This is a genomic window from Frateuria sp. YIM B11624 (assembly GCF_049727805.1).
Taxonomy (GTDB): domain Bacteria; phylum Pseudomonadota; class Gammaproteobacteria; order Xanthomonadales; family Rhodanobacteraceae; genus Frateuria_A.
Genome location: NZ_JBCNYA010000002.1, coordinates 145,740 through 170,639, shown reverse-complemented (window position 1 = coordinate 170,639; position 24,900 = coordinate 145,740). Strand labels below are relative to the sequence as shown.

27 protein-coding genes are annotated in these 24,900 nt (G+C 69.4%); 12 read left to right on the top strand and 15 right to left on the bottom strand.

Going from position 1 to position 24,900, the window contains the following annotated elements:
* The first annotated feature begins 252 nt into the window (after nucleotides 1-252).
* Together AAIL17_RS01750 and AAIL17_RS01745 are read left to right on the top strand one after the other, a co-directional pair.
* A complete protein-coding gene (locus AAIL17_RS01750) occupies nucleotides 253-1,257 on the top strand; it encodes a DUF4892 domain-containing protein (protein ID WP_424681081.1) in 1,005 nt (334 codons plus the stop codon).
* A gap of 94 nt (nucleotides 1,258-1,351) precedes the next feature.
* Nucleotides 1,352-2,047, top strand: a complete 696-nt coding sequence (locus AAIL17_RS01745) for a zinc ribbon domain-containing protein (RefSeq protein ID WP_424681080.1) — start codon at nucleotides 1,352-1,354, stop codon at nucleotides 2,045-2,047.
* Between the two features lie 121 nt (nucleotides 2,048-2,168).
* On the opposite strand, the gene AAIL17_RS01740 is transcribed toward AAIL17_RS01745, so the two are convergent.
* A complete protein-coding gene (locus AAIL17_RS01740) occupies nucleotides 2,169-2,930 on the bottom strand; it encodes a ferredoxin--NADP reductase (protein WP_424681079.1) in 762 nt (253 codons plus the stop codon).
* A 90-nt stretch (nucleotides 2,931-3,020) separates the two neighbouring features.
* On the opposite strand from AAIL17_RS01740, the gene AAIL17_RS01735 reads away from it, so the two are divergent.
* From AAIL17_RS01735 to AAIL17_RS01725, 3 genes are read left to right on the top strand one after another with little or no spacing between them, the layout of a single operon-like run.
* The gene (locus AAIL17_RS01735; protein WP_424681078.1) at nucleotides 3,021-3,983 is read left to right on the top strand and encodes an ATP-binding cassette domain-containing protein; all 963 of its coding nucleotides are present in this window, start codon (nucleotides 3,021-3,023) and stop codon (nucleotides 3,981-3,983) included.
* A gap of 59 nt (nucleotides 3,984-4,042) precedes the next feature.
* Entirely contained in the window at nucleotides 4,043-4,822 is a 780-nt protein-coding gene (locus AAIL17_RS01730) for an ABC transporter permease (RefSeq protein ID WP_424681114.1), read from the top strand.
* A 10-nt stretch (nucleotides 4,823-4,832) separates the two neighbouring features.
* The gene (locus AAIL17_RS01725; protein WP_424681077.1) at nucleotides 4,833-5,552 is read left to right on the top strand and encodes a pseudouridine synthase; all 720 of its coding nucleotides are present in this window, start codon (nucleotides 4,833-4,835) and stop codon (nucleotides 5,550-5,552) included.
* Between the two features lie 91 nt (nucleotides 5,553-5,643).
* Here the strand turns inward: AAIL17_RS01725 and AAIL17_RS01720 are convergent, their stop codons facing one another.
* Both AAIL17_RS01720 and AAIL17_RS01715 read right to left on the bottom strand, forming a co-directional pair.
* Complete coding sequence (locus AAIL17_RS01720) at nucleotides 5,644-6,282, bottom strand: helix-turn-helix transcriptional regulator (protein ID WP_424681076.1); 639 nt, start codon at nucleotides 6,280-6,282, stop codon at nucleotides 5,644-5,646.
* 2 nt (nucleotides 6,283-6,284) lie between these two features.
* A complete protein-coding gene (locus AAIL17_RS01715) occupies nucleotides 6,285-6,932 on the bottom strand; it encodes a hypothetical protein (RefSeq protein ID WP_424681075.1) in 648 nt (215 codons plus the stop codon).
* 204 nt (nucleotides 6,933-7,136) lie between these two features.
* Between AAIL17_RS01715 and AAIL17_RS01710 the strand changes: the two genes are divergently transcribed.
* A complete protein-coding gene (locus tag AAIL17_RS01710) occupies nucleotides 7,137-8,504 on the top strand; it encodes a M20/M25/M40 family metallo-hydrolase (RefSeq protein WP_424681074.1) in 1,368 nt (455 codons plus the stop codon).
* Nucleotides 8,505-8,570: 66 nt separating this feature from the next.
* Here the strand turns inward: AAIL17_RS01710 and AAIL17_RS01705 are convergent, their stop codons facing one another.
* The 7 genes from AAIL17_RS01705 to ttcA all read right to left on the bottom strand — a co-directional run bounded on the left by AAIL17_RS01705 (nucleotide 8,571) and on the right by ttcA (nucleotide 15,981).
* Entirely contained in the window at nucleotides 8,571-9,980 is a 1,410-nt protein-coding gene (locus AAIL17_RS01705) for a mannose-1-phosphate guanylyltransferase/mannose-6-phosphate isomerase (RefSeq protein WP_424681073.1), read from the bottom strand.
* A gap of 128 nt (nucleotides 9,981-10,108) precedes the next feature.
* A complete protein-coding gene (locus tag AAIL17_RS01700) occupies nucleotides 10,109-11,026 on the bottom strand; it encodes an NAD-dependent epimerase/dehydratase family protein (RefSeq protein ID WP_424681072.1) in 918 nt (305 codons plus the stop codon).
* Between the two features lie 154 nt (nucleotides 11,027-11,180).
* Nucleotides 11,181-11,684 carry a low molecular weight protein-tyrosine-phosphatase gene (locus AAIL17_RS01695; protein WP_424681071.1) on the bottom strand — a complete coding sequence of 168 codons (504 nt, stop codon included), beginning with the start codon at nucleotides 11,682-11,684 and terminating at the stop codon, nucleotides 11,181-11,183.
* Between the two features lie 56 nt (nucleotides 11,685-11,740).
* Nucleotides 11,741-12,511 (bottom strand): M48 family metallopeptidase, encoded by a 771-nt coding sequence (locus tag AAIL17_RS01690; protein ID WP_424681070.1) that lies wholly within the window; start codon nucleotides 12,509-12,511, stop codon nucleotides 11,741-11,743.
* Nucleotides 12,512-12,786: 275 nt separating this feature from the next.
* Nucleotides 12,787-13,704: a recombination-associated protein RdgC gene (locus AAIL17_RS01685; RefSeq protein WP_424681069.1), complete on the bottom strand. Its 918-nt coding sequence runs from the start codon at nucleotides 13,702-13,704 to the stop codon at nucleotides 12,787-12,789.
* A gap of 149 nt (nucleotides 13,705-13,853) precedes the next feature.
* Nucleotides 13,854-15,053, bottom strand: coding sequence for an aromatic amino acid transaminase (locus AAIL17_RS01680; RefSeq protein WP_424681068.1), 1,200 nt, complete (start codon nucleotides 15,051-15,053; stop codon nucleotides 13,854-13,856).
* A 37-nt stretch (nucleotides 15,054-15,090) separates the two neighbouring features.
* A complete protein-coding gene (gene ttcA, locus AAIL17_RS01675) occupies nucleotides 15,091-15,981 on the bottom strand; it encodes a tRNA 2-thiocytidine(32) synthetase TtcA (RefSeq protein WP_424681067.1) in 891 nt (296 codons plus the stop codon).
* Between the two features lie 79 nt (nucleotides 15,982-16,060).
* Here ttcA and AAIL17_RS01670 point away from each other — a divergent pair, with 79 nt between their 5' ends.
* Together AAIL17_RS01670 and AAIL17_RS01665 are read left to right on the top strand one after the other, a co-directional pair.
* On the top strand, nucleotides 16,061-16,267 hold the full coding sequence (locus tag AAIL17_RS01670) for a YdcH family protein (protein ID WP_424681066.1): 207 nt from the start codon (nucleotides 16,061-16,063) through the stop codon (nucleotides 16,265-16,267).
* A 5-nt stretch (nucleotides 16,268-16,272) separates the two neighbouring features.
* The gene (locus tag AAIL17_RS01665) at nucleotides 16,273-16,869 is read left to right on the top strand and encodes a GNAT family N-acetyltransferase (protein ID WP_424681065.1); all 597 of its coding nucleotides are present in this window, start codon (nucleotides 16,273-16,275) and stop codon (nucleotides 16,867-16,869) included.
* Between the two features lie 187 nt (nucleotides 16,870-17,056).
* On the opposite strand, the gene AAIL17_RS01660 is transcribed toward AAIL17_RS01665, so the two are convergent.
* The 4 genes from AAIL17_RS01660 to AAIL17_RS01645 are packed head-to-tail and all read right to left on the bottom strand — an operon-like array spanning nucleotide 17,057 to nucleotide 20,865.
* Nucleotides 17,057-18,058 (bottom strand): biotin/lipoyl-binding protein, encoded by a 1,002-nt coding sequence (locus AAIL17_RS01660; RefSeq protein WP_424681064.1) that lies wholly within the window; start codon nucleotides 18,056-18,058, stop codon nucleotides 17,057-17,059.
* Nucleotides 18,059-18,066: 8 nt separating this feature from the next.
* Nucleotides 18,067-18,267: a DUF1656 domain-containing protein gene (locus AAIL17_RS01655; RefSeq protein ID WP_424681063.1), complete on the bottom strand. Its 201-nt coding sequence runs from the start codon at nucleotides 18,265-18,267 to the stop codon at nucleotides 18,067-18,069.
* Nucleotides 18,257-20,353, bottom strand: coding sequence for an FUSC family protein (locus tag AAIL17_RS01650; protein WP_424681062.1), 2,097 nt, complete (start codon nucleotides 20,351-20,353; stop codon nucleotides 18,257-18,259). The genes AAIL17_RS01655 and AAIL17_RS01650 overlap by 11 nt, the downstream gene beginning before the upstream one ends.
* A 14-nt stretch (nucleotides 20,354-20,367) precedes the next feature.
* Nucleotides 20,368-20,865, bottom strand: a complete 498-nt coding sequence (locus AAIL17_RS01645; RefSeq protein WP_424681061.1) for a MarR family winged helix-turn-helix transcriptional regulator — start codon at nucleotides 20,863-20,865, stop codon at nucleotides 20,368-20,370.
* 972 nt (nucleotides 20,866-21,837) lie between these two features.
* Between AAIL17_RS01645 and ubiE the strand changes: the two genes are divergently transcribed.
* From ubiE to AAIL17_RS01625, 4 genes are all read left to right on the top strand, one after another.
* On the top strand, nucleotides 21,838-22,590 hold the full coding sequence (gene ubiE / locus AAIL17_RS01640; RefSeq protein ID WP_424681060.1) for a bifunctional demethylmenaquinone methyltransferase/2-methoxy-6-polyprenyl-1,4-benzoquinol methylase UbiE: 753 nt from the start codon (nucleotides 21,838-21,840) through the stop codon (nucleotides 22,588-22,590).
* A gap of 16 nt (nucleotides 22,591-22,606) precedes the next feature.
* On the top strand, nucleotides 22,607-23,242 hold the full coding sequence (locus tag AAIL17_RS01635) for a TMEM175 family protein (protein ID WP_424681059.1): 636 nt from the start codon (nucleotides 22,607-22,609) through the stop codon (nucleotides 23,240-23,242).
* A gap of 73 nt (nucleotides 23,243-23,315) precedes the next feature.
* Nucleotides 23,316-23,582: a DUF2249 domain-containing protein gene (locus AAIL17_RS01630; RefSeq protein WP_424681058.1), complete on the top strand. Its 267-nt coding sequence runs from the start codon at nucleotides 23,316-23,318 to the stop codon at nucleotides 23,580-23,582.
* A gap of 2 nt (nucleotides 23,583-23,584) precedes the next feature.
* Nucleotides 23,585-24,199 carry an FmdE family protein gene (locus tag AAIL17_RS01625; protein WP_424681057.1) on the top strand — a complete coding sequence of 205 codons (615 nt, stop codon included), beginning with the start codon at nucleotides 23,585-23,587 and terminating at the stop codon, nucleotides 24,197-24,199.
* A 5-nt stretch (nucleotides 24,200-24,204) separates the two neighbouring features.
* Here the strand turns inward: AAIL17_RS01625 and AAIL17_RS01620 are convergent, their stop codons facing one another.
* Complete coding sequence (locus AAIL17_RS01620) at nucleotides 24,205-24,891, bottom strand: glutathione S-transferase family protein (protein WP_424681056.1); 687 nt, start codon at nucleotides 24,889-24,891, stop codon at nucleotides 24,205-24,207.
* Nucleotides 24,892-24,900: the final 9 nt, after the last annotated feature.

Sequence of the window (24,900 nt, the reverse complement as noted above, 5' to 3'; positions counted from 1 at the left end):
GCTTCCTTGACCACGCACACGCGCTGGAGAAACGCAGTTCCGTCTGCCCGTCCAGCACGCCGGAACTTACCCGTGGCCGATGTGAACATTCCGTGCATCGACGCGCCCATCGGAAGAAACTGCGACGCAGTTCATGTCTTGTGGCCGCAGGCGCAAGCGCTGACTGAATCGTCTCCGAGGACAGCGCGCACGATCGCGCGAATCGGCGCAACGCATGCGTTATCGTTCCGACGCTTTGGCAGGGAGAAGGACATGCGTCGTTCGAACATGCTCGCAGGGATGCTGTTGCTGGCCGGCGTGGCCGCGCATGCCAGCGGCACGGATCGGCCCCCCGCCGACCTGCCCGGCAGTCACGACCATCCGGTGGTCTCGCGCTTCGCCGGTTCGGCCATCGTCGGCTACCAGCAGGTGGCCTACGACCAGGCCTCGCTGCCGCTGGGCCCCTACGACAGTGCCAGGCACGGCCTCGGCAAGAGCGAGACGCTCGCGGGGCGCGTCACACGCATCGCCTACGTGGTCCCGCCGGGCAAGTCCACGCTGGAGGTCTACCGCAACTTCGCGCAGGCGCTGGACACGGCGGGCTTCGCCACGCGCTTCGCCTGCGCGGGATCGACGTGCGGCGATGGCGCCGAATTTTCCGACCGGCTCATTTCGCCGTTGCTGGACAAGCTCGGGCGTGGCGCGCGCAACGCCATGGTGCAGAGCCTGTACGCCATCGACGGCGACACCCGCGCGCTGACCGCCCACCTGGACCGGCCAACGGGCGCGCTCGACGTGTCGGTGCTCGTGAGCCAGCACGAGAGCGCACGCGAGCAGGAACCGATAGGCGTGCTGCTGCAGGTGGTGGAAGCCAAACCGATGGATACCGGCCAGGTCACAGTCGACGCCAGGGCGATGGCCCGCGGACTCGCGCAGGCAGGCCACATCGCGCTCTACGGCATCCGCTTCGCCAGCGACAGCGCGGTGCTCGACAAGGCGTCCGATGCGACGCTGGCGCAGATGGCCGCGCTGCTCGAGGCCCAGCCCGCGCTCAAGGCCTACGTGGTCGGCCACACCGACGACAGCGGCAGCCTCGCGCACAACCTGGCGCTCTCGCAGCAGCGCGCCGAGGCGGTGGTCAAGGCGCTGGTCACGCACTACGGCATCGTTCCGGCGCGGCTGGCCGCCAAGGGACTGGCCTCCTACGCACCGGTGGCGAGCAACCACGACGAGGCCGGCAAGGCAAGGAACCGCCGCGTCGAGCTGGTCGAACAATGAGGCCGGCCACCGTAGCTGCCAGCCACGGCGGCAGGCCACCTCCCTGTCCCGCGCAGCGATCCAGCTTTCCCTTTCATCGATGTAGAGAGCACGCATGAGCGACGATCTTCATTTCGCCGACAACTGCCGCGACCTGAGCATCCAGAGCGGTACCGGCTCGGGGTTCCAGTTCGAGTTCTATTGCGAGTGCTGCAACGACACCTGGCGTTCACCGTTCGCGCCGTACACGAGCGGGCGCGCTTCCGGCTGGATGCGCGAGGCCAGCGGCTTTCTGGGCAACCTGCTCGGCAACGTCGGCTACAACGTGGACGACGCGGTGGACGGGCTCGCCCGTGCCGGCTGGGGCACCGCGCGCGACACCGCGTTCAAGCAGGCCATCGAAGCGGCCAAGGCGCACTTCAACCGCTGCGCGCAATGCCACAACTACGTCTGCGCGCGCTGCTGGAACTCCGACAGCGGGCTGTGCCAGAACTGCGCGCCCGACCTTGCCGCCAGCGTGCAGGTGGCGCGCAGCCAGGGCCAGCGCACCGCGGCGATGGAACGCGCGCAGGCGGCCGGCGCTGCGCTGGCCGCCAAGGTGGACGTACAGACGCCCAGGCAATTGGTGTGCCCGGCCTGCCACGCCGAGACGCGCGGCGCGAAATTCTGCCCCGAATGCGGCCACGCGCTTGCCGTCTCCACGCAATGCAGCCACTGCAGCACCCCGTTGCCGGCCGGCAGCCGGTTCTGTCCGGAGTGCGGTCAGCGCGCCGGTGACGATCCGCCCGGCATGCCGCCCGCGCCGCGCTGATAGCTACGGAAGGGGGCGACGGCGCTTTGCTCCCTCTCCCCTGCGGGGAGAGGGAGCAGTGCGCGATTGGACGGTCGTTTCGCGTTCTGGCCGAGGCTCCTCGTGCCAGCTAACCGGCCTTTCAACGCGAGGAGATGTACTTCTCGCGGCGAATCTGTGCGACCGGCAGGCCGTATTCCTTCAGCGCGGTGAACGCGGCGTCGACCATGTTGGGGTTGCCGCACAGGTAGGCGATGTCGCGGTCGGCATGCGGGGCGAGCTCTGCCAGCATGCCCTGCACGTGGCCGCTGCGGTCGTGCGGGCGCGGCACCGCGCGCGGCTGGCGGCTCAGGCAACCGTGGAAGGTGAAGCCGGGGTTTTCCTTCGCGAAGGCTTCGAACTCCTCGCCGTAGAGCAGCTCTTCCTCGTTGCGCGCGCCATAGAGCAGCACCACTTCGCGTCCGCCGGTGGCGAGCAGCCGGCGGATCTGCGGCAGCATGGCGCGGTAAGGCGTCACGCCCGTGCCGGTGGCCATCAGCAGGTAGCGCGGATGGGTGTCGCCCGGCTGCAGGCAGAAGCGCCCGTACGGGCCGCTGGCCTCGATCGTCTCGCCCGGCTGCAGATTGCCGAGCAGCTTCGTCGCCGCGCCGCCCTCCACGTAGCTCACCGCGATCTCGATGCGCCTGACTTCATACGGCGTGTTCGGCGCGCTGCCGTCGCCCACGGTCGCGACCGAATAGCTGCGCTTGGTCGGCGTGCCGTCGTCGTAGTGGAAATGCACCTGCAGGAACTGCCCGGGCTGGAACGCCAGCGGCTGGCCGTCGACGCGCTCGAACACCAGGTGGCGCACGCTGGGCGCAAGCATGAAGCTGTCGACGAGACGGAGGGTGAAATGGTCGGCCATGGGATTCCGGAGCGGGAGGCACGCCCGGCGTGAGCGGGCGGCGGGTAAACGGCCTCGTATAATAAAGGGCTAGCCCCCATGGTGCAGCCCATGTCACCACTCCCCAATACAGCGGTTCCCGCACTCGTCGTCGACAACCTGCGCAAGACCTACGGCAACGGCGTCGAAGCCCTCAAGGGCATCTCGCTGACCGTGCAGCAGGGCGATTTCTTCGCGTTGCTCGGTCCCAACGGCGCCGGCAAGTCCACGCTGATCGGCATCCTCTCCTCGCTGGTCAATTCGACCGGCGGCGATGCGCGCATCTTCGGCGTCTCGGTCAACCAGCAGCGCAACGAGGCGATGAAGCTGATCGGCCTGGTGCCGCAGGAGATCAACTTCAACCAGTTCGAGAAGCCGTTCGACATCTGCGTGAACGAGGCCGGCTTCTACGGCATCCCGCGCAGGATCGCGGCGCAGCGCGCGGAGAAGTACCTCAAGGAACTGCGCCTGTGGGACAAGGCGCAGCACCAGGCGCGCATGCTCTCCGGCGGCATGAAGCGGCGCCTGATGATCGCCCGCGCGATGATGAACGAGCCGCGCCTGCTGATCCTGGACGAACCCACCGCCGGCGTGGACATCGAGATCCGCCGCTCGATGTGGCAGTTCGTCAGCGCCATCAACGCGGCCGGCACCACGGTGATCCTCACCACGCACTACCTGGAGGAAGCCGAGCAGCTGTGCCGCAACATCGCGATCATCGACCACGGCACCATCGTGGAGAACACCACGATGAAGCGGCTGCTGGCGACGCTCGATGTGGAAACCTTCGTGTTCGACGTGGCCGCCGTGCCGGGGCCGCTGCCGGCGATGCCGGGCGTGGCGATCCGCCAGGTCGACGAACACACGCTGGAGGCGGAGATGTCGCGCAACCACGACCTCAATTCGCTGTTCGCCGCCTTGTCCTCGCACGGCATCACGGTGACCTCGATGCGCAACAAGACCAACCGGCTGGAGGAACTGTTCGTGCGGCTCGTCGAAGGCGGCCGCGAGACGGGCAAGGAGAAGGCCGCATGAGCACGCCCCTGCCCTCCACCCGGGAACACAACCTTACCGGCCACGCGGACTCCACGCGCATGAGCAACACCAGCGCCAACCTGGTCGCCCTCGGCACCATCGTGCGCCGCGAGATCGTGCGCATCATGCGCATCTGGACGCAGACGCTGATCCCACCGGCGATCACGATGACGCTGTACTTCGTGATCTTCGGCAAGCTGATCGGCAGCCGCATCGGCACGATCCAGGGCGGCTACTCCTACATGCAGTACATCGTGCCGGGGCTGGTGATGATGAGCATCATCACCAACAGCTACGGCAACATCTCCAGCTCGTTCTTCGGCGCCAAGTTCAGCCGCGCGGTGGAGGAGATGCTGGTCTCGCCGATGCCCAACTGGGTGATCCTGCTCGGCTACGTCACCGGCGCGGTGACGCGTGGCCTGGTGGTGGGCGTGCTGGTGCTTCTGATCGCGCTGTTCTTCACCTCGCTGCACGTGGCGCACCCGGTGATGACGTTCTTCTCGGTGCTGCTGGGCGCGACGATCTTCTCGCTGGCCGGCTTCGTCAACGCGGTCTACGCCAAGAAGTTCGACGACATCGCGCTGGTGCCGACCTTCGTGCTGACGCCGCTGACCTACCTCGGCGGCGTGTTCTATTCGGTCAACATGCTGGCCGAGCCGTGGCAGGCGATCTCGCGGGCCAATCCGATCCTGTACATGGTCAACGCGTTCCGCTTCGGCGTGCTCGGGATCAGCGACGTCAACATCGGCGTGGCGTTCCTGGTGATGCTGGGGTTCGTGGCGGGGCTGTCGATCGTGGCGCTGCAGTTGCTCAAGCGCGGCGTGGGACTGCGTTCCTGAGCCTCCCGCCATGCGCGTCAACAAATACATCAGCGAGGCCGGCCTGTGCTCGCGCCGCGAGGCGGACGAATGGCTGGTGGCCGGACGGGTCACCATCAACGGCGAGGTGGCCGGCACCGGCGCCAAGGCGCTCGACGGCGACGAAGTGCGGGTCGATGGCGAGCTGGTGCGCATGCGTGTGCTGGCCGCCACGCCGTCGGCGAAGAAGGCCATCTACATCGCGCTCAACAAGCCGGTCGGCGTCACCTGCACCACCGACCGGAGCGTAGCCGGCAACATCGTCGATTTCGTGGACCATCCGCAGCGGGTGTTTCCGATCGGTCGGCTGGACAAGGATTCGGAGGGGCTGATCCTGCTGACCAGCAACGGCGATATCGTCAACGAGATACTGCGCGCGGAGAACCGCCACGAGAAGGAATACCTGGTCGCGGTGAACAAGCCGGTGACCGACGCGTTCCTCGCCGGCCTCGCGCGCGGCGTGCGCATCCACGGCCAGACCACGCTGCCGTGCAAGGTGCGCAAGATCGCCCGGTTCGGTTTCGGCATCGTGCTCACGCAGGGGCTGAACCGGCAGATCCGGTTGATGGCGGCGGCGTTCGACTACCGCGTGACCCAACTGCGCCGCGTGCGCATCGACAACGTCCGGCTGGGCCATTTGCGGCCGGGACAATGGCGCAACCTCACCGACGCGGAGCTGAAGGGCCTGCTGCCCGGCCGGACGCAGTGGTGAGGAGCCATGCGCTTGCAGGTGCCCGCTTGTGGGCGATGCTCCTGGGTGCGGTGGCGAAGAACATCGCCCACGAGTGGGCTCCTGGGATGGATCAGCACTTGGCGTCGCCCACGCGGAAGCGGCATACGTGGCCGCCGCGGATGATGCATTCCATGTGGTGGATGCGCCGCCCGCTGGCCGCCTCCATGTAGGCCAGGTCGAACTTGCATACCTGCGGCACGCTGCGCGCCAGCGCATGGAACACGCAGTTGAAGGCTTCCACCTGCGGCTCCTGGCCGTGCCGCGCCACCACCGCCTCGTAGCCCAGCGCGTCGAGCTGGCCGGCCAGCCGCTGCACCACCTCGTCGTGACTGGCCTCCGGCGGCAGCGGCACCTCGTGGCCGCCCAGCGTGCGGCCGAGGTCCTGCAGCATTTCCTCCAGCGCGGCGGGGCCGTACTGCTCGCGCAGCTTGGCCAGCAGCGCGGTGCTGAGCAGGCCGTAGTTGCGCGGGAACAGCGCGCGACCGCCCTCGCTGAGGCGGTAGCGCGCCTGCGGTCGGCCGCCGGTGGCACGCGCCTGCCCGCGCTCGACGTAATCGCGCGCGAGCAGTGCGCTCAGGTGCTGGCGCACCGCGTTGTGGCTGATCCGCAGGCACTCGCACAGCTCTTCCACCGAGCGGCCCTGCGGCGCCATCAGCAACTGGCGCAGCAGGCGTTGCTGGGTGCTTCCGAGCCGTGCGAGTCCGCTCATGCTCAGGACGCCTTGGCCGGGAACTGCTTGGCGATCGCTGCCGCCAGCGCATCGGAGATGACGTCCATGTGGGCCTGCATCATCTGCCAGGTGGCCTGCTCGCCCTTCATGTCGCCGGACATGATCTGTTCGATCTGCGTGGAGTGGTGCGCTACGTGGGTGGCCAGCAGCCCCTGCACGGCGTTCTCGGGCAGGTTGGGGTTGGCGCCGGCGAGGAACTTGGCGATCGCGGTGGCGTTGGCCTGCAGGTCGGCCATCGCCTTGCTCTCGGCGGCGCTGTTGTTGGCGGCACGTGCGTCGGTCAGCGCCTTGACGCCACCCCAGTGGCCCGCCAGCAATTCGAGCATGTGCGCGCCGGCCGGCTTGCTGTAGAAGCCGCCGACCGCATCGGCGATCTGCTTGGCGTTGGCCACCACCGCATCGGCCGCGGCCTTGGCCTTGGCGGTGTCGTGGACATGCACGGCCATCGCATATTCGCGGGTGTGGACGACGTGGCCGTGCCAGAGCGAGCGCATCGCGGCGTCGAGCTTGGGCGCGGCAGGCACGGCGGACGCCGGGCTGTCGGACGGTGCCGGTGCCGCCATCGCCGGCGTGGCCGCGGCGAAGGTAGAGGCGAGGATTACGGCCAGAAGGCAGGTGGGCGTTTTCATGAAGGGTCTCCAGAGGGCCGTCGCGGCTGCGACAGGCAGAGTCTGGACGGCCCCTGTTTACGCGCAATAGAGATATGTGTAAAGCCCGGAATGCGGGACCCATCGGAACAATGACGAGGCGGGTCCGGACGCCGCCGGCGCGCCACGGGCTCCGGCACGCCCACCCGCGCTAAGGTAGGCCTTTGCCGCTGGGGACCCAATCCGATGCGCCATGCCCTGCTCGCCGCGCTGCTGTTCGCCCTCGCCACCGCCAGCCTGGCCGCCGAACCACCGGCGCAGCCGCTCGAGCATCCGGAACTGCACGCCCTGGCCCAGGCGCCCAGCCAGGACGAACTGCGCGCCACGATCACCGCGCTGGTCGGCTTCGGCACCCGCCACACGCTCTCCGACACCAGGTCCGGCACGCGCGGCATCGGCGCGGCGCGGCGCTGGGTCAAGGCGCGCTTCGAGCGGATCGGCAAGGACTGCGGCGGCTGCCTCGAAGTCGTCACCCCTTCCCAGATGTTCACCGGCAAGCGCGCACCCAAGCCGGTGGAGGTGATGGACGTGGTGGCGATCAAGCGCGGCAGCGCCGACCCGGACCGCGTGATCGTGATCACCGGCCACCTGGACTCGCGCGTCACCGACGTGATGGATACCACCCACGATGCGCCCGGTGCGAATGACGATGCCTCCGGCGTGGCCGCGCTGATCGAGGCCGCGCGGCTGCTGTCGAAGCAGGACAACCGCGCGACCCTGGTGTTCGCCGCGCTATCCGGCGAGGAGCAGGGCCTGTACGGCGGCAAGGTGCTCGCCGACTACGCGGTGGCGCACGGCTGGCGCGTGGAGGCCGAGCTCAACAACGACATCGTGGGCAACAGCCGCGGCCAGAACGGCGTGCGCGACAACACCGTGGTGCGTGTGTTCTCCGAAGGCACCAGGAGCAACGAGACACTGAAACAGGCCGACTACCGCCGCTACCACGGTGGCGAGGTCGACTCGCCCTCGCGCAACCTGGCGCGATACATGGACCGCCTCGCCGATGCGTATCTGCCGGACTTCGACGTGCACATGGTGTACCGCACCGACCGCTACGGCCGCGGCGGCGACCAGGTGCCGTTCCTGCAGGCCGGCTTCCCGGCGGTGCGCGTGACCGAGGGCCACGAGGACTACACCCGCCAGCACCAGGACCTGCGCCCCGGCTACGGCGACACCCTCGACGGCATCGACTTCCGCTACCTCGCCCACGTCACCGCGCTCAACGCCATCACCATGGCGAGCCTGAGCCGCGCCCCCACGCCTCCCACCGGCGTCGACATCGAGGGCGCGCTGGCCACCGACACCACGGTGAGCTGGCGCAAGGTAGCCGGTGCCGCCGGCTACCGCGTGCACTGGCGCGACACCACCGCACCGCAATGGCAGCACGCCCGCGCGGTCGGCGACGTGGACCAGGCGGTGCTCAAGGACGTGGTGATCGACGACTGGTTCTTCGGCGTCTCGGCGGTGTCGCCGGACGGCTACGAGAGTCCGGTGGTGTTCCCTGGCGAGGCGGGAAGCTTCGAACGCTCGCCGCCGACGAACCCGCCGCGCTGACGACGCAGGCGGAGCCGCCCCGCCCGGCCCCTTCCCTACCTTCGCCACCTACCGGAAGGCGCGGCATCAGCCGCGCCCGTAGACGTCCTCGAAGCGCACGATGTCGTCCTCGCCCAGGTAGCTGCCGGACTGCACCTCGATCAGTTCCAGCGGCAGCCGGCCCGGGTTCTCCAGCCGGTGCCTGACGCCCAGCGGGATGTAGGTACTCTGGTTCTCGGTCAGCGTGAGCACCTCGTCGCCACGGGTGACCCGGCCGGTGCCGCTGACGACCACCCAGTGCTCGGCACGGTGGTGGTGCATCTGCAGGCTCAGGGACGCGCCCGGCTTGACCGTGATGCGCTTGACCTGGAAGCGCTCGCCCACGTCGATCGAGTCGTAGCTGCCCCACGGGCGGTACACCTTGCGGTGGCTGGTCGGCTCGCCGCGGCCTTCGGCCTTGAGCCGGGCGACGATGCCCTTGACGTCCTGCACGCGGTCCTTGTGCGCGACCAGCACGGCGTCGGCGGTGTCGACCACCACCACGTTCTCCAGGCCGAGCAGCGCGACCAGCCGGCCCTCGGCCCAGACCAGCGTGTTGCGGCAGTCCTGCGCCAGCACGTCGCCGTGGTGCGCGTTGCCGTCGCCGTCCTGCTCGGCCACTTCCCACAGCGCCGACCAGCTGCCGAGGTCGTTCCAGCCCACGTCGATCGGCAGCACAGCGGCCGCGTCGGTGTGTTCCATCACCGCGTAGTCGATCGAATCGGACGGACAGGCGGCGAAGGCCGCCTTGTCCAGCCGCACGAAGTCGGCGTCGCGCGAGGCGCCCTCGACGGCGGCTCGGCAGGCCGCCAGCATGGCCGGCTGCTGCCGCGCCAGTTCCGCCAGGAACACCGACGCGCGGAAGAGGAACATGCCGCTGTTCCAGACGTACTCGCCCGAGGCGACGTACTGCTGCGCCGTGGCGGCGTCGGGCTTCTCCACGAACTGCGCCACCTGGCGCACGCCGTCGGCGATCGCTGCGCCGGCGCGGATGTAGCCGTAGCCGGTCTCCGGCGCATCCGGCACGATGCCGAAGGTGACCAGGCGCCCCTGCGCCGCGGCCGGCTCGGCCCGCCGCACGGCCGCCTGGAATGCGGCCGCATCCTTGATCACGTGGTCGGACGGCAGCACCAGCAGCAGCGGATCGGCGCCTTCGCGGGTGGCCTGCAGGGCGGCCACCGCGATGGCCGGCGCAGTGTTGCGGCCGACCGGCTCGAGCAGGATCGCGGAGGGTACGCAGCCGACCTGGCGCAACTGCTCAGCCACCATGAAGCGGTGCTCCTCGTTGGCCACCACCAGCGGCGCCGCCGAGGCCAGCGGCGCGATGCGCAGCCAAGTCGCCTGCAGCATGGTGTCCGTGCCGGCCAGCGGCAGGAACTGCTTCGGATACGACTCGCGCGATAGCGGCCACAAGCGCGTACCCGAGCCACCAGAAAGAATCACCGGAACCATCGACATCTCCATCCAGCCTGCCGCGTCGTGCAGCGGGCAACCTCAACCGTGCCTTGCCGGCGCCTGCGTGAAGAACAGCCGGTCGCGGCAAACTCACATGATGCCTCGCGGAAGCGCCGTCTGCGCGCCGATGCTTATGCCAGCACCGCGCCCGCGCCCTGCAGATACCACGCGCACATCTGCTCCACACCGTCGCGCAGCGGCATGTACGGCGCCCACCCCATCGTGTTCAGCCACAGGCCTTCGGGCGTCGCCCGCACCGGCGACGCGGCGCGTCCGAACAGCAACCTGCCGCGGTAGCCGGCCGTCTCCGCCGCCATCCGGGCCAGGTCGTCAAAGGCCATCGTTTCTCCGCCGCCGACGTTGACCGGCAGGTCGCCGCTGTAGCGCCGCATGAGGAACAACGCCGCATCCGCGAAGTCGTCCACCTGCAGCCAGTCCCGCGCCGGCGCCGCATCGATCGCCAGCTCGGGTGCGCCGGCCGCCTGCGCCTCGTACAGGCGCCGCACCAGCGCCGGCAGTACGCCGGCCTGCGCGCCGGGACTGTCGCCTGGGCCGTAAAGCTCGGCCGGCACCGCGCTGACGGCGTCGAACCGGTACTGCCGCCGGTAGACCTGGCACATACGGATGCCGGCGATCTGCGCCAGCACATCGCCGCCTTCGCCCGGCTCGATCGCCGCCGACAGCAGCGCGCCGCTGCGCAACGGCGGCAGCGCGCCGGCTGGATAGATATTGGAGGAGGCGAGGAAGCACAGCTTGCGCACGTCGGCCCGCCACGCGGCATGGATCACGTTGGCCTGCACCGCCAGGCTCTCGCGGATCGACTCGCCCGAGCGGTCGCCCCCGGGGCCTTCCCGCGCGGCGGTCAGCACCACGTACTCGGGCCGCTCGCGGAACAGGAATGTTTCGACCGACGCCTGCCGCGCAAGGTCCACTTCGCCTGGCGCCAGGAAGCGGACGTTGGCGTAGCCGGCGGCCCACAGCCGGCGCACCACCGCATGGCCGACCCAGCCGCACTGCCCCGTCACCAGAATGCGCGCATCCAGGTCCATGACTCACCCCCAAGTTGACGCCCGCATGCCTGCCCAGGGCGCTTGCGCCCGGACAGCGATGCCTTCCTGCCGTGTACCCCTTTCGACGCGGCGCGGTCGCCCCGTTCCGACCGGCCTGCCGTTCCCGCGCGCAACGATAGCAAGCGGCGGGCCGTCAGAGGTGCTTCAGCCAGCCATCGACGCCTTCGTCGATCAGCCGGTAGGCCTGCTCGAAGGCGGCACGCGGCTGGCGGTAGGGGTCGGGAATCTCGCGCTCGCCCTGCCATTTGCCGAGCAGGAAGGTACGCCCCACCGCATGCGGCCAGCGCTTGGCCAGGCTGGCGACGTGGGAGCGCTGCATCACCAGGATCAGGTTGGCGCCGGCGACGGCCTCCTCGTCCAGCTGGCGCGCGCGGTGGGCGGAGGCGTCTATCCCGTGTTCGGCAAGCAGCTCGCCGGCGAACGGATCGACCGGGTTGCCGGCAAGCGCCGCCAGGCCCGCGGATTCGATCGTGGTCGCGCGTGCGCCCAGCCGATGGCGCAGCAGGTATTCCGCGGTGGGACTGCGGCAGATGTTGCCGATGCAGACGACCAGCACCTTGTCGAACACGATGGGCGAACCTGGGCGGCAATGGAAGGACGGACTGCCGCCAGTGGACGGCAGAACAGCATGGTGCATGGGGCGAACTTAACCGGAACGCAGCGCAGTCGGTGCCGGCGGCAACAGTGCAACGGTCAGTCCGCCACGTCGGCCACCAGCCGGTCCAGCTCCGCCTTCAGCGTGGCGCCGTTGACGCGCAGCCAGTCACGCTGTTCGCGCCAGTTGGGGAACAGCGTGGCCACCAGCGCCCAGAAGCGCGGCGCATGGCTGCGCACCTTCAGGTGGCACAGCTCGTGCGCCAGCACGTAGCGCAGCGCCGCCGGCGGGGCCAGCGCCAGCGCCAGGTCGAGGTTGATCCGGTCGCGCGTGTCCAGGCTGCCCCACAGGCTCTTCATCGGGCGGATGCGCAGCGAGGTGGGCGCCAGGCCCAGTTGCGGCACGTAAGCCGCCATCCAGCGCGAGACGTCGCGGCGCATCTGCGCCTCGAAATGCGAGGCGAGCAGGCCGCGCGCCACCGGCAGGGCGCGGGTGTGCGGCCGGGGAATCACCAGGACCAGGCCGCCGTCGAAGGACTCCACCCGCGGATACGGGCCCTCGGCCCAGTCCAGCAGCGTGGTCTCGCCGCGCAGCGGGAATTCGGTGGCGTGGCCCACGCGCAGCGGCGGCAGCGGCTTGACGATGAGGTTGAGCTCATCGAGCTTCCTCTCCAGCCATTCCGCGTGGCTGCGCAGGAAGGCGCTGACCTGTGACGGGTGCGTGCCGTTGGGATAGGACACCCGCGCACCCTTCGGCGTGACCGTCAGGCGCAGGCGCCGCGCGCGCGGATGCGCGGCCTTCAGCACGCGGATGGTGCTGCCGCTCGCCGTTGCCAGTTCCAGCCAATCGCCTTGAAGTTGTGCTGCCATGATCCCGGGCCCGTCGGTAGAGCATAACCTTGCAACGGGGGGTGTGAGGAAAGGGTTGGATGGCGGACGGCCGCGGGCTTCGGGGCCTGTTCACCTGGCGTTGACGCCCCACCTTCGTCCTTCTCCCCTGCGGGGAGAAGGTGCCCCGCAGGGGCGGATGAGGGGCCGGGGCTCGCGGGAAGGCCCAAACAGAGCCACGTCTTGATAGTGGGTACCCCGCAAGGGCACCCCCCTCACCCAGCCCTCGCCCCGGAGGGGAGAGGGCGCAGAAGCGGTCAGGCGTCCTTGGGCCGCGGCAGCCCGAACCACTCCTCCAGCTTGCCCAGCAGGCGCTCCAGCTCCAGCGTGAACAACGCGAAGCGGGCGTCCAGCTCGGCGGCGGCATCGGGAGCGCTGTCGGCCAGTTCGTCGGTCACCACGTCCAGCAGCTTGAGCTTGCGCAGCACCAGGTCCTCGCCCAGCACGAAGCTGATGCGGTCGTCGAACACCAGGCCGAGCTGGAACACCTGCTTGCCGTTGCGCAGGTGTTCCTTGATCTCCTCGCTCTCCAGGTCCTGCCGGCGGCAGCGCGCGATGGCGCCGGTGTTGCTGCCCGGATCGCGCAGCTCCACCTCGTCGCCGAACGCCAGGCCGGCCGGCAGCGTGCCGTTGGCCAGCCAGTCGGTCATCAGCACGCGCGGGCCTTCCTCCGGCGCCAGCGGTACCGCGGGAAAGCTGCCCAGCGCCTCGCGCATCTGGGTCAACGCGTTTTCGGCCGACTTGCGGCTGGACGTATCCAGCACCAGCCAGCCGTGCTGGCGGTCCACGTAGGCGGACATGCGCGAGCTGCGCACGAAGGCGCGCGGCAGCAGCTCGTTGAGCAGGTCCTCCTTCATGCGCTTGCGTTCGCGCCCGCCGACCTTGCGGCCTTCCTCCTCGGCGATCTTCTGCACGCGGCGGTGCAGCTCGTCGTTGACCACGGCCGCCGGAAGCAGCTTGTCCTCGCCGCCGACGGAGACCCAGGTGCAGTGCTTGACCGCATGCGTGAGCGCGGCTTCCTCGCCGCGCCCGATTGGCGGCACGAAGCCCTTGGTGAAGAGCTCCAGCGGCCCGCAAGGGCGCAGGCGATGCTCGCCGAGGGCCTCCTCGAGGCGGGAAAGGTCTTCGGCGACGGCGGGGGAGAAACGGAACAGCGTGAGATTGCGGAAGAACATGCGAAATCCGGTTGGGAAACGTTCGCCCTGGGGCCGAGGCAGCCCTTCGACGTGGGCCCTTGCGCTCCGGGCGAACGGTTGAGATTAGCCGATAGCCGTCCGCCTCGAGCGAAGCGCAGCGAAGTCGAACCGGCCTTCGGGAAAGCGAATCAGCGGCTCACCGCCGCCACGGCCTCCGCCACGACGTCGAGGTTGCCGCGGTTGAGCGCCGCCACGCAGATGCGCCCGGTGCCCAGCGCGTAGATGCCGTATTCCTCGCGCAGCCGATCCACCTGCGCGCGGGTCAGGCCCGAGTAGGAAAACATGCCGGCCTGCTGCTGGATGAAGCCGAACTGCGGCGCGCCGTGCGCGGCGAGCTTCTCGACCATGCCCGCGCGCATCGCGTGGATGCGCCCGCGCATCTCGCCCAGCTCCGCTTCCCACATAGCCCGCAGCTCCGCGCTGCCGAGCACGCCGGCGACCAGCGCGCCGCCGTGGGTGGCGGGGCTGGAATAGTTGGCGCGGATGGTCTGCTTGATCTTGGCGCGCAGGCGGGCGGCCTCGTCGCGGTCGGCGCCGACCATCGACAGCGCTCCCACGCGCTCGCCGTACAGCGAGAACGACTTCGAATAGGAGCTCGCCACCACGAACGCGTCGATGCCCGACGCGCCGAACAGGCGGATCGCCGTGGCGTCGGCGTCGATGCCCTGGTCGAAGCCCTGGTAGGCGATGTCGACGAACGGCAGCAGGTTGCGCGCCTTGACCAGCTCGACCACCTGCTGCCACTGCTGCGCGTCCAGGTCGACGCCGGTGGGGTTGTGGCAGCAGGCGTGCAGCAGCACCACGGTGCCGGGCTCGAGCCGGCCCAGGTCTTCCAGCATGCCGGCGAAATCCAGGCCATGCGTGGACGGGTCGTAGTAGCGGTAGTCGACGATCTCGAAGCCGGCGTTGGAGAACACCACGCGGTGGTTTTCCCAGCTCGGGCTGCTGATCGCGATGCGCGCCTTCGGCAGCACCTTCTTGAGCAGGTCGGCACCCACGCGCAGCGCCCCGCTGCCGCCGATGGTCTGTGCAGTGGCCACGCGGCCGGCGGCCAGCAGCGGCGAGTCGGCGCCGAACAGCAGTTGCTGAGTCAGCGCATCGTAGGCCGGCAGGCCGTCGATCGGCAGGTAGCCGCGCGGCTTGGCCTGCGCCGCCAGCGCCTGCTCGACCTCGCGCACCGCGCGCAGCAGAGGGATGCGGCCCTGCTCATCCACGTAGATCCCCACGCCCAGGTTGACCTTGTTCGGGCGCGGGTCGGCCAGATAGGCCTCGGTGAGGCCGAGGATCGGATCGCCCGGGGCCATTTCGACGGAAGCAAAGTGGGACACGTGGTGGACTCGCATTGAAAAGTGGAAGTATAGACGTCTAAATGCCGTCGTCGCCGGCTGCGACCGGGTCGCCGGCCAGCCAGCCGTGCGCGTCGGCACGCGCGGCGCCCTCGCGCGCGCCCAGCGCGGCGAAGTCGAACAGGTTGCGGTCTGCCAGCTGCGACGGCGCCACGTTGCCCAGTGCGCGGAAGATGCTCTCGCAGCGGCCCGGATGCTGCGCATCCCAGTCGGCGAGCATACGGCCGATCGCCTTGCGCTGCAGGTTTTCCTGCGAGCCGCACAGGTTGCACGGGATGATCGGGAACGCGCGCGCCTGCGCGTACTCGCCGATGTCGCTCTCGCGGCAGTAGGCCAGCGGACGGATCACCACGTGGCGGCCGTCGTCCGAGCGCAGCTTCGGCGGCATCGCCTTGAGGCTGGCGCCATGGAACAGGTTGAGGAAGAACGTCGCCAGGATGTCGTCGCGATGGTGGCCCAGCGCGATGCGCGTGATGCCGTTCTCCGCCGCCCAGCGGTACAGCGCGCCGCGGCGCAGCCGTGAGCACAGGCTGCACATGGTCTTGCCCTCGGGAATCACGCGGGTGACCGTGCTGTAGGTGTTCTGCTCGATGATGTGGTACGGCACGCCGCGCGCGGCGAGGTAGTCCGGCAGCACATGCGCCGGAAAGCCCGGCTGCTTCTGGTCCAGGTTCACCGCGACCAGTTCGAAGCGCACCGGCGCCTTCGCCTGCAGCGAAAGCAGCAGGTCCAGCAGGGTGTAGGAATCTTTGCCGCCGGACAGGCAGACCATCACGCGATCGCCCTCCTCGATCATCTGGAAATCGACGATCGCCTGGCCGACCTGGTGGCGCAGCCGCTTGGCCAGCCGCGCGGCCTCATGGGCCCGCTTGCGCTCGCCGCGGGCATCGGGAAGAACGGGGGTGGACATAGCGTGTCATTGTACCGCGCCACCGGACCCGGCCCGCGGCGGTACACTGGCGTTCTGTTCCGCACGCCCGCCGCCCGTCATGCAGGTCCAGGATCCCATCCAGATCGCCCGCCGCCTGGCCGAGTTGCGCCAGGAACACCGCGACCTCGACGCGGCGATCAGCCACATGGCCGCGCACCCGGCGCGCGACGAGCTGCAATTGACCCGGCTGAAGAAGCGCAAGCTGCTGCTCAAGGACGCCATCACGCGTCTGGAGAGCAAGCTGATTCCCGACCTGGACGCCTGATCCCGATGCCGACACCTGCCACGCTTTCGGACGCGCACGTCGTCCTCGAACCGCTGTGCGCCGAACACATCCCCTCGCTGGACGCGGCGGCGGCCGACGGCGAGCTGTGGCGGCTGTGGTTCACCTCGGTACCGGCGCCGGGGGAGATGACCGCCTATGTGGAAAAGGCGCTGGCCGGGCAGCGCGACGGCAGAATGCTGCCGTTCGCGATCCGCGAGCGCAGCACCGGCGAGCTTGTCGGCAGCACGCGGTTCTACGACATCGTGGACGACCCGCCGCGCGCGGCGATCGGCTACACCTGGTACGCCAGGCGCTGGCAGAAGAGCCACCTCAACACGGCCTGCAAGCGGCTGCTGCTGGAGCATGCGTTCGAGCGGATGGGCAGCGTGGCGGTGGAATTCCACACCGACGGGCGCAACCTCGATTCGCAGCGGGCGATCGAGCGGCTCGGCGCACAGCGCGAGGGCGTGCTTCGCGCGCACCGGCGGCGACCGGATGGCAGCCTGCGCGATACGGTGTGTTACTCGATCCTCGATCGCGAGTGGGCGGACGTGAAGCGGTGGCTGGAGTTGCGGCTGACTCGGCTGGCCGCTTCTCGCTGAGCATCGCAGCGGGTTTCCGCTTCGTCGGGAGTTCTTCGCCAGCCTTGGCCCCTCACCCCAGCCCTCTCCCCGGAGGAGAGAGGGCGCGAGGCTGCTCGTGCGCTGAAGCTTCAAGGTGCCGGGGATGACTCCCTCTCCCCGTCGGGGTGAGGGTCGGGGTGAGGGGCCGGGGCTCGCCCGGAACTCCCTAGCGAATCTCGCGCGGATGCACCTCGATCGTCGCGGTCATCCCCGCCGCCAGCACCGTCCCGGGCGGCAACTGCGAAGTATCGATGGCGATGCGCACCGGCACGCGCTGCGCCAGCCGCACCCAGTTGAAGGTCGGATTGACGTCCGCCAGCAGGTCGTTGCCGGCCGGATTGTCGCGGTCGGTGATGCCATGCGCGATGCCGGTGATGGTGCCCTTCAGGTGCACGCCGCCGGCCATCAGCCGCACGTCGACCGGATCGCCCACGCGCAGTTGCGGCAGCTTGGTTTCCTCGAAATAGCCGTACAGGTAGTAGCTGTGCGCGTCGATCAGCGCCAGCCGCGGCGTGCCGGTGGCGGCGTAGTCGCCCACGCGCACGGCCAGGTTGGTGACGTAGCCGTCGACCGGCGCGCGCACTTCGGTGCGATCGAGGTCCAGCCGGGCGCGATCGAGCGCGACCTGCGCCTGCTCGACCGCCGCTGCGGCCTGCTCGCGCGCGGCGCTGGCCTGGTTGCCGCCGGCCTGCGCCTGCTGCCAGCTGGCGCGTGCCGCCGTGGCGGTGGCCTGCGCGTCGCTGCGCGCCTCGCGCGAGATCACGTCGCCCACCTGCTCGCGGCGCTGCGCCTGCTCGGCGTACATGCGGTACTGCGCCTGCCTGGCCTTGGCGCTGGCCAGCGCCGCGCTGATGTTGGCGCCGGCTGCGCGCGCGCCGGCCTCGGCGGCGGCGAGGTTGGCCTGCGCCTGGGCCACGGCATTGCGGAAGCGCGCCTGGTCGATGGTGAACAGCGGATCGCCCTTGTGCACGAACTGGTTGTCCACCACCGCCACGCGGTCGACCAGCCCGGACACGTCCGGCGCCACCCGCACCACGTCGGCGCGCACGCGGCCGTCGCGCGTCCACGGCGCGTACAGGTAGTGCTTCCACAGCGCGTGGCCGAGCAGCACGGCGAGCACCACCACGGCGGCGGTGACCAGGAATCGGAGCAGGGAAACGGTTTTCATGGGAAAGATCAGCGGATCAGCAACAGTCCGGCGGCGCCGAACAGACAGACGAACAGGGCGAAACGGAACAGCGACGGATGCCACAGGCGCCGGTACAGGCCCGAGCGGCCGAGCGCCAGGTCGAGCACCACCATCACCGCGAGGCTGAGCAGGAACACCGGCAGCAGGCCGGGCAGCAGCACGCCGTAGAACTCGATTTCAGGCGGCATGGGCGACCTCCGGCGAAGGCATGTATGCCGCCAGTGGCGACTCCTCGTCGCGCAGCGCGCCGCGCAACTGGTACAGGTGGCGCCGCACCGAAGCGCCGCGCGGCGTGGCATGGATGGCATCGAGCACGGCCGCATCGGCCGCCTGCCAGCGCGCGGCGTCGGGGGCGCGATAGAGCGCGGCGACGGCGTCGAGCGCACGCGTCGCGGCGGTGCGGGCGCCGGCGGGCAGATCGCCGACGCTGAGGTCCTGGCGCAGCTCGATCACGGCGCGCCCGCTTTCCTGCACCGCCAGCGACCAGGCCAGCAGGTGGCGCGACTCGTCGCTGTCCGGGCGCGTGTGCGCCACCACCTGCTGCAGCAGGTCGCGGCTGACGCTCTCGAACCGCCAGGCCAGTCCCTCCAGCGGCGCCGTGGCCGCCAGCGTGACCTGTCCGCGCAGCAGGCGCAGTTGGCGCCGTCGCTGCCACTGCGTGCCGGTCACGCCGGGCAGCACCATGAAGGCGACGCCGGACAGGCCCAACCCCAAAAGTTGCGCGATCACGTCGTTGAGGAAGTGGGTCGGGTCGTACACCATCGGATTTTTCAGCGCGAGGATGTAGACGAAGCCCAGCGTGTAGCCGGCGCCGACGCCCGGCAACGTATCGCGCGTGGCGAGGTACGGCCCGATCAGCAGCAGCCCGGCGGTGGCGCAGACCAGCATGGCAAAACCGTCGCTCCCCGGCAGCAGGAAGAACACCGCCACGAAACCCGCGGCCATGCCGCCGGCGTAGCCGTACAGAGTGCGGGTGGCCGCCGCCACGGGATTGGGCGAGGCCGCCAGCAATCCGGCGAAGATCGTCGCCAGCAGCATCGCGCTGCCGCCGAAGGCCCAGCCGCTGGCCAGCCAGAAGGCGGCGAGCACGATCATCGTCAGGAAGGTGCGCAGCACCGTCACCGCGGCGCCGGCCAGGTCGTTGCCACGCCGGAAGTGCACGCGCTCGACGCTGCCGCGCAGCTTGCCGGTGCGCAGCGAGGCTTCCGCCGCGGTGAAGTCGGCCAGCTCGTCGGCGAAGCGCAACACCAGCGCAGCGCCGGTATCGAACTCCAGCCGGGCCGCGGGCTCGCCGAACGGTTCGCGCAAGGCCGCGGCGTGCGCCGGCAGCGTATCCACGCAGGCGCGCAGGCGCCCGGTCAGCACGCCCGGATCGTGTTGTTTCGCCGACGGCACGGCAAGCGCCTGGCCGATCGGCCGGTACAGCGCGATCAGCGCCTGCGCCACCGCGTCGCGGCCTCGGCGCTGCAGGCGGTTGATCAGGTGGTGCAGCGACTGGAAGCTGGTCGCCGCGGCCATGTGGCGCTGGTTGAGCAGGCGCATGCGGGCGCTGCGCGTGCGCACTTCCGGATCCTCGAAGATCACCGAGGCGCGCAGGTCCTCCAGGTGCACGGCGGCGCGCACGAATTCCAGGTGCGCCTGCTCCATCCGCGCACGCGGCAGCACGCCGCCGGTGCTCTCGCGCACGAAGTCGATGAAGCGCGCGAACTGCGTGCGCGCGCTCTGCCGCAGCACCACCCGCAGGCGCTGCGGCAGCAGCAGGTCGCTGAATACGGCGGCGACCAGGATGCCCAGCAGCACCTCGCTCACGCGCATTACCGCCGAATCGAAGACCTCCAGCGGATTGCCGATCGCCGGCAACGCGACGATGGCCGCCGTATAGCCGGCCAGCACGAAGCCGTAGGCCATGAAATTGCGGTACAGCGTGGCGCCGCCCGCGCACAGCGCCAGCCATGCCGACAGGGTGAGGAAGAACAGCTCGCGCTGCTGCGGGAACAGCGCGATCAGCGCCAGCCCGAACAGGCTGCCGGCCAGCGTGCCCAGGGCGCGGTAGAAGCTCTTGGCCAGCACCATGCCGCTGTGCGGGTGCATCACCACCGCCACGGTGATCATCGCGGTCGAGGGCTGCTCGAGCTTAAGCCACATCGCCAGCCACGCTGTCGCGTACATCGCCAGCAGCGACTTGGCGACGAACAGCCAGGCGCGCGATTCCTCGGCAAGGAACGCGCCCAGCCAGGGCCAGCGCGTCAGCTTGGCGGTTGTGGTGGCGGACATGGTGGGCAGAGCCTTCAGCCGCGACGGTCGAATCCGCCGAGGAATTTCTTGAGCAGACGCTCCAGCTCGCCCTGTTCGCGCGCGGTGAGTCCCTCGGTCTGCTCGTCCAGCAGCGTGCAGATCGAGGGCAGCAGGCGTTCGATCAGGGCGAGCCCGGCGGGCGTCAGCGTCAGGAGCAGCTTGCGGCGGTCGTCCTCGCTGGCGGCGCGCTCGATCATTCCCTTCTCGCACAGCTCGTTGGTAAGCCGCGTGATGTTGGCCGCCTTCTCGCCCGAGCTCCTGGCCAGGTCGGACGGGCTCAGGCCGTCGCCGTCGGTGCCGTAGAGCATCATCAGCAGGTTGTACTGCGGATGGTTGAGGCCAAAGGGCTTGAGCGCCGCGTTGGCGTCGTCATGGATGCGCTTGTGCAGGTGCTTGACCAGGCGCACGAGCACGGCCGGGCCGCGCGGGAACGCGGGATGGCGCCGGCGGGTGACGGCGAGGCGTTGTTCAGTGGGGAGGAAGCTGCTCATGGGGATGTGCCTGCTTCGTCTATATTACATTTATGTACTAAATGATGCAACGAGCCTGCGGGCAACTCCAATTCCCTCGCCCTGAGCGAAGGGGTTTGGGGTGACGGGCCGGGGCACGCCGGGATGTCCGCGGGGGCGTGGTGCTTGTGTGCGTTCTTGCGAGGCACCTCCGCGACCTGGCTCGCCTGCCGCGGGCTTCCGATCGCCTGACGGCGCTCGGGTCACTTTTCTTTGCTGGCCCAAAGAAAAGTAACCAAAAGAAACGGCCTGCTCAGCCCGGTGAGGGATAAAAGCTAGGTGCCATCTCGCTTTGATGGGTAAGCGCCTGCTCTTAGAGGAGCTGCCGCCGCTTTACCCTCGGGCGCTCGGGAGTTGAGGCGAGGGAGGCATGCCGTGTGTTTGACGGCGTCGGTGCTGGCCGCCCTTTCCGTTGCGTGGACGCCATCCCCGCCGCGGCTAGGGGCTGCAGTTGAGGGGCTGGTGGGCCGAAGCCCACCCGACGAGCGTACCGTTGCACCGTAGGTGGGCTTCAGCCCACTAGCAAGTCACCACATACATCACGCAAACACCGATGCCCGTGCCCGCTCTGCAACACCGCGGTGAACTCCACACGGCGAGTATCCCTCCCTTGCCTCAGCTCCCGAGCGCCCGAGGGTAAAGCGGCGGCAGCTCCTCTAAGAGCAAGAGACCCACCCAGCAAGGCGCAGTGGCACCTAGCTTTTATCTCACCCCGGGCTGAGTAGGCCGTTTCTTTTGGTTACTTTTCTTTGGGCCAGCAAAGAAAAGTGACCCGAGCGCCGTCAGGCGATCGGAAGCCCGCGGCAGGCGAGCCAAGTCGCGGAAGCGCCTCGCAAAAAGCGACACACAAGCAACACGCTCCCGCGGACATCCCGGCGAGCCCCGGCCCCTCACCCCAACCCTCTCCCCGGAGGGGAGAGGGAGCCAAAGCGAAAGGCTGTAGCATTGCGGCCCATGAGCGAGCAGCCCCAGACCACCCATTTCGGTTTCCGCGACGTCCCGGTCGGCGACAAGCAGAAGCTGGTCGGCCAGGTATTCACCTCGGTCGCGCGCAACTACGACTTGATGAACGACCTGATGTCGTTCGGCGTCCACCGCCTGTGGAAACGCCATTTCGTGGCGATCAGCGGCGTGCGTCGTGGCGACCGCGTGCTGGATCTGGCCGGCGGGACCGGCGACATCGCCGCGCTGCTCAAGCCGGTGGTCGGCAACGAGGGCGAGGTGGTGGTGGGCGACATCAACGCCGCCATGCTCGGCGTCGGGCGCGACCGGCTGACCGACCGCGGCCTGGTCGGTGGCCTGCGCTGGGCGCAATTGAACGCCGAGTGCCTGCCCTTCCCCGACAACTCCTTCGACGCGGTGACCATGGCCTTCGGCCTGCGCAACGTCACCGACAAGGACAAGGCGCTGGCCGACATCTGCCGCGTGTTGAAGCCCGGCGGCCGCGCGCTGGTGCTGGAGTTCTCGCGCGTGCAGAGCGAGCTGTTCGGCAAGCTCTACGATTTCCACTCGTTCAAGGTGCTGCCGAAGCTCGGCCAGCTGTTCGCCGGCGACGCGGACAGCTACCAGTACCTGGCCGAGTCCATCCGCAAGCATCCGGACCAGCAGACGCTCAAGGGCATGATGGAAGCGGCCGGCTTCGGGCGCGTGGAAGTACGCAACCTCACCAACGGCATCGTGGCCATCCACAAGGCCTGGAAGCTCTGATCCCAAGGGTCGACGCATGAACCACGGCGCCCAGCTCGAACGCCTGAAGGCCTTCTCCGATGCCGTGTTCGCCATCGCCATCACCCTGCTGGTGATCGAGGTGCACGTGCCGCGGCTGGACACGCTCGACGATGGCGCCTACCTCGCCGCGCTGGCGCACCTGATGCCCAGCTTCATGGGTTTCGTACTGAGCTTCCTCACCATCGGCGCGCTGTGGGTGGCGCACCACCGGCTGTTCGGCGTGCTGGACGGCTACGTGCCCCGGCTGATGTGGCCGAACATGCTGCTGCTGATGATGATCGCGTTCATGCCCTTCGCCACCGCGTTGATGAGTTCCAACCCGCTGGCGCGCGTGCCGGAAGTGTTCTACTCGGCCACCCTGCTCGCAGCCGGCCTCTTCCAGTTGCTGCTGTTCCAGGTCGCGCTGCGGCCGGCGCAGGTGCGTGCGGACGTTCCGCCCGAGGAGGTCAATGCGCTGCGCTGGCGCGCGCTGACCCTGCCCACCGCCGCGACCATCGCATTGGCGGCGGCCTGGCGCATGCCCGGCAACAACAATTTCTTCCTGCTGATGATCCCGCTGCTGGCGCGTGCCTACGCCGCCATCGGCCGGCGCCGCGCACTGCGGCAGCCGGCCGCGCCAGCGACGCCGTAAGCGGCTGATCCAGATCATGGGCGCGCGGCGATGGCCGCCGTAGGGTGGCACTCCCGATCATCGAGTGCCCGCCATGCACGCAACCTTGAGTCCCGAACAGAACGTCCACATCTTCGATGCCCGCGGCATCGCCCGCCGCTTCCGCCATTCGGCGATCTTCGGCGCGCTCGGCGCACTGCGATCCGGCGAGACGATGCGCTTCATCAACGACCACGACCCACTGCCGCTGCTGGCGCAGTTGCGCGAACGCTTCGGCGAGCACCTGACGGTCGGCTACCGCGAGCGCGGTGCGCAGGGCGTGGTGGTGGATTTCGGCATCGTCGGCCTGCCGGACGAGTGAGCGTGGCGTTTCCCTCGTTCTTCGAGCTGGCGCCGCGCATCACCGTACGCGATCCGCTGGCGGCGCTGCTGGGCGCCTCCGACGACGGCCTGCTGGTCTACGGCTATGCCGATGCAGTGCGGCTGGCCGGACATTCCTGCCCGACCGTCGCCGGTGCCTACCTGATGGCGCGCGCCGCGCTGCGCGCGCTGTATCCGGACGAGCCGGCCGAACGCGGCGCCGTGGCGGTGCGCATGCCCGCCCCGGAGACGGAAGGCACCACCGGCGTGGTCGCCCAGGTGCTGACCCTGGTCACCGGCGCGGCCGCGTCCAACGGCTTCCACGGCATCGGCGGGCGCTTCGTGCGGCAGGGCCTGCTGCATTTTGCATCGACCGACGAAGGCATCGGCGTGCGCTTCCAGCGGCGCGATACCGGCGACGCGGTACAGGTGACGCTCGACCTCGCCAGCGTGCCGCCCGTGCCCGACCTGCGCGAACGCATGGCCGAGGCGCTCGCGCCGGCCGCGACGGCGGAACGGCAGCGCGCGTTCGGCGAGCTTTGGCAGGCGCGCGTGCGGCGCCTGCTGCTGGAGCACGCCGACGATCCGCAGGTGATCCGGCTCGGACGCGCCGCCTGAAGCGTTCAGGCCGGTACGCGCAGGTCCTCGCGCAGCGAGCCCACGCGCCGCGCGGTGTCCTCGCTGTCCTGCAGCCGCACGGTCTCGGCCAGCGCCGCGGCGTACCAGCGTCGCATGCCGGGCAGCTCGCGCAGGCGCTGCGCATAGGCGAGCGAGGCATCGTCCAGCGGCAGGTTGTAGCTCAGGATGCGCCAGGCCACGGGCGCGAAGAAGGCATCCACCGCGCTGAACGCCGGGCCCGCCAGGAACGGGCCGCCGAAACGCGCGAGGCCTTCGTTCCACAGTTCTGCCAGGCGGAACAGGTCGCGCTGCAGCGGCGCATCGATGCCATGCAGCTCGACGCGCACGCCGCAGTTCATCGGACAGGTCCCGCGCAGTGCGGTGAAGCCCGAATGCATCTCGGCCGTGGCGCAACGCGCCCAGGCGCGCGCCTTCGCGTCGCCCGGCCACACGCCCGGATGGCGCTCGGCCAGGTACTCGACGATGCCCAGCGAATCCCACACCACCGTGTCGCCGTCGCGCAGGCACGGCACCTTGCCGTTGGGCGCGAAGGTGCGGAAGGCGTCCCAGCTGGAGCCGTCCCGCAGCGCCACCTGGCGCTCCTCGAACGGCATGCCCTGCTCGGCCATCAGCAGCCACGGCCGCAGCGACCAGGACGAATAGTTCTTGTTGCCGATGTAAAGCTCGTACATGGGTTCTCC

Coding starts and splice junctions, on each gene's coding strand:
- AAIL17_RS01645 (WP_424681061.1), bottom strand. CDS start 20,865: ATGAGCAGCTTCCTCCCCACTGAACAACGCCTCGCCGTCACCCGCCGG.
- AAIL17_RS01660 (WP_424681064.1), bottom strand. CDS start 18,058: ATGAAAACCGTTTCCCTGCTCCGATTCCTGGTCACCGCCGCCGTGGTG.
- AAIL17_RS01745 (WP_424681080.1), top strand. CDS start 1,352: ATGAGCGACGATCTTCATTTCGCCGACAACTGCCGCGACCTGAGCATC.
- AAIL17_RS01700 (WP_424681072.1), bottom strand. CDS start 11,026: ATGGACCTGGATGCGCGCATTCTGGTGACGGGGCAGTGCGGCTGGGTC.
- AAIL17_RS01740 (WP_424681079.1), bottom strand. CDS start 2,930: ATGGCCGACCATTTCACCCTCCGTCTCGTCGACAGCTTCATGCTTGCG.
- AAIL17_RS01695 (WP_424681071.1), bottom strand. CDS start 11,684: ATGCACCATGCTGTTCTGCCGTCCACTGGCGGCAGTCCGTCCTTCCAT.
- AAIL17_RS01705 (WP_424681073.1), bottom strand. CDS start 9,980: ATGTCGATGGTTCCGGTGATTCTTTCTGGTGGCTCGGGTACGCGCTTG.
- AAIL17_RS01690 (WP_424681070.1), bottom strand. CDS start 12,511: ATGGCAGCACAACTTCAAGGCGATTGGCTGGAACTGGCAACGGCGAGC.
- AAIL17_RS01650 (WP_424681062.1), bottom strand. CDS start 20,353: ATGTCCGCCACCACAACCGCCAAGCTGACGCGCTGGCCCTGGCTGGGC.
- AAIL17_RS01710 (WP_424681074.1), top strand. CDS start 7,137: ATGCGCCATGCCCTGCTCGCCGCGCTGCTGTTCGCCCTCGCCACCGCC.
- AAIL17_RS01750 (WP_424681081.1), top strand. CDS start 253: ATGCGTCGTTCGAACATGCTCGCAGGGATGCTGTTGCTGGCCGGCGTG.
- AAIL17_RS01670 (WP_424681066.1), top strand. CDS start 16,061: ATGCAGGTCCAGGATCCCATCCAGATCGCCCGCCGCCTGGCCGAGTTG.
- AAIL17_RS01720 (WP_424681076.1), bottom strand. CDS start 6,282: ATGAGCGGACTCGCACGGCTCGGAAGCACCCAGCAACGCCTGCTGCGC.
- AAIL17_RS01655 (WP_424681063.1), bottom strand. CDS start 18,267: ATGCCGCCTGAAATCGAGTTCTACGGCGTGCTGCTGCCCGGCCTGCTG.
- ubiE (WP_424681060.1), top strand. CDS start 21,838: ATGAGCGAGCAGCCCCAGACCACCCATTTCGGTTTCCGCGACGTCCCG.
- AAIL17_RS01735 (WP_424681078.1), top strand. CDS start 3,021: ATGTCACCACTCCCCAATACAGCGGTTCCCGCACTCGTCGTCGACAAC.
- AAIL17_RS01635 (WP_424681059.1), top strand. CDS start 22,607: ATGAACCACGGCGCCCAGCTCGAACGCCTGAAGGCCTTCTCCGATGCC.
- ttcA (WP_424681067.1), bottom strand. CDS start 15,981: ATGTCCACCCCCGTTCTTCCCGATGCCCGCGGCGAGCGCAAGCGGGCC.
- AAIL17_RS01665 (WP_424681065.1), top strand. CDS start 16,273: ATGCCGACACCTGCCACGCTTTCGGACGCGCACGTCGTCCTCGAACCG.
- AAIL17_RS01630 (WP_424681058.1), top strand. CDS start 23,316: ATGCACGCAACCTTGAGTCCCGAACAGAACGTCCACATCTTCGATGCC.
- AAIL17_RS01715 (WP_424681075.1), bottom strand. CDS start 6,932: ATGAAAACGCCCACCTGCCTTCTGGCCGTAATCCTCGCCTCTACCTTC.
- AAIL17_RS01730 (WP_424681114.1), top strand. CDS start 4,043: ATGAGCAACACCAGCGCCAACCTGGTCGCCCTCGGCACCATCGTGCGC.
- AAIL17_RS01620 (WP_424681056.1), bottom strand. CDS start 24,891: ATGTACGAGCTTTACATCGGCAACAAGAACTATTCGTCCTGGTCGCTG.
- AAIL17_RS01725 (WP_424681077.1), top strand. CDS start 4,833: ATGCGCGTCAACAAATACATCAGCGAGGCCGGCCTGTGCTCGCGCCGC.
- AAIL17_RS01685 (WP_424681069.1), bottom strand. CDS start 13,704: ATGTTCTTCCGCAATCTCACGCTGTTCCGTTTCTCCCCCGCCGTCGCC.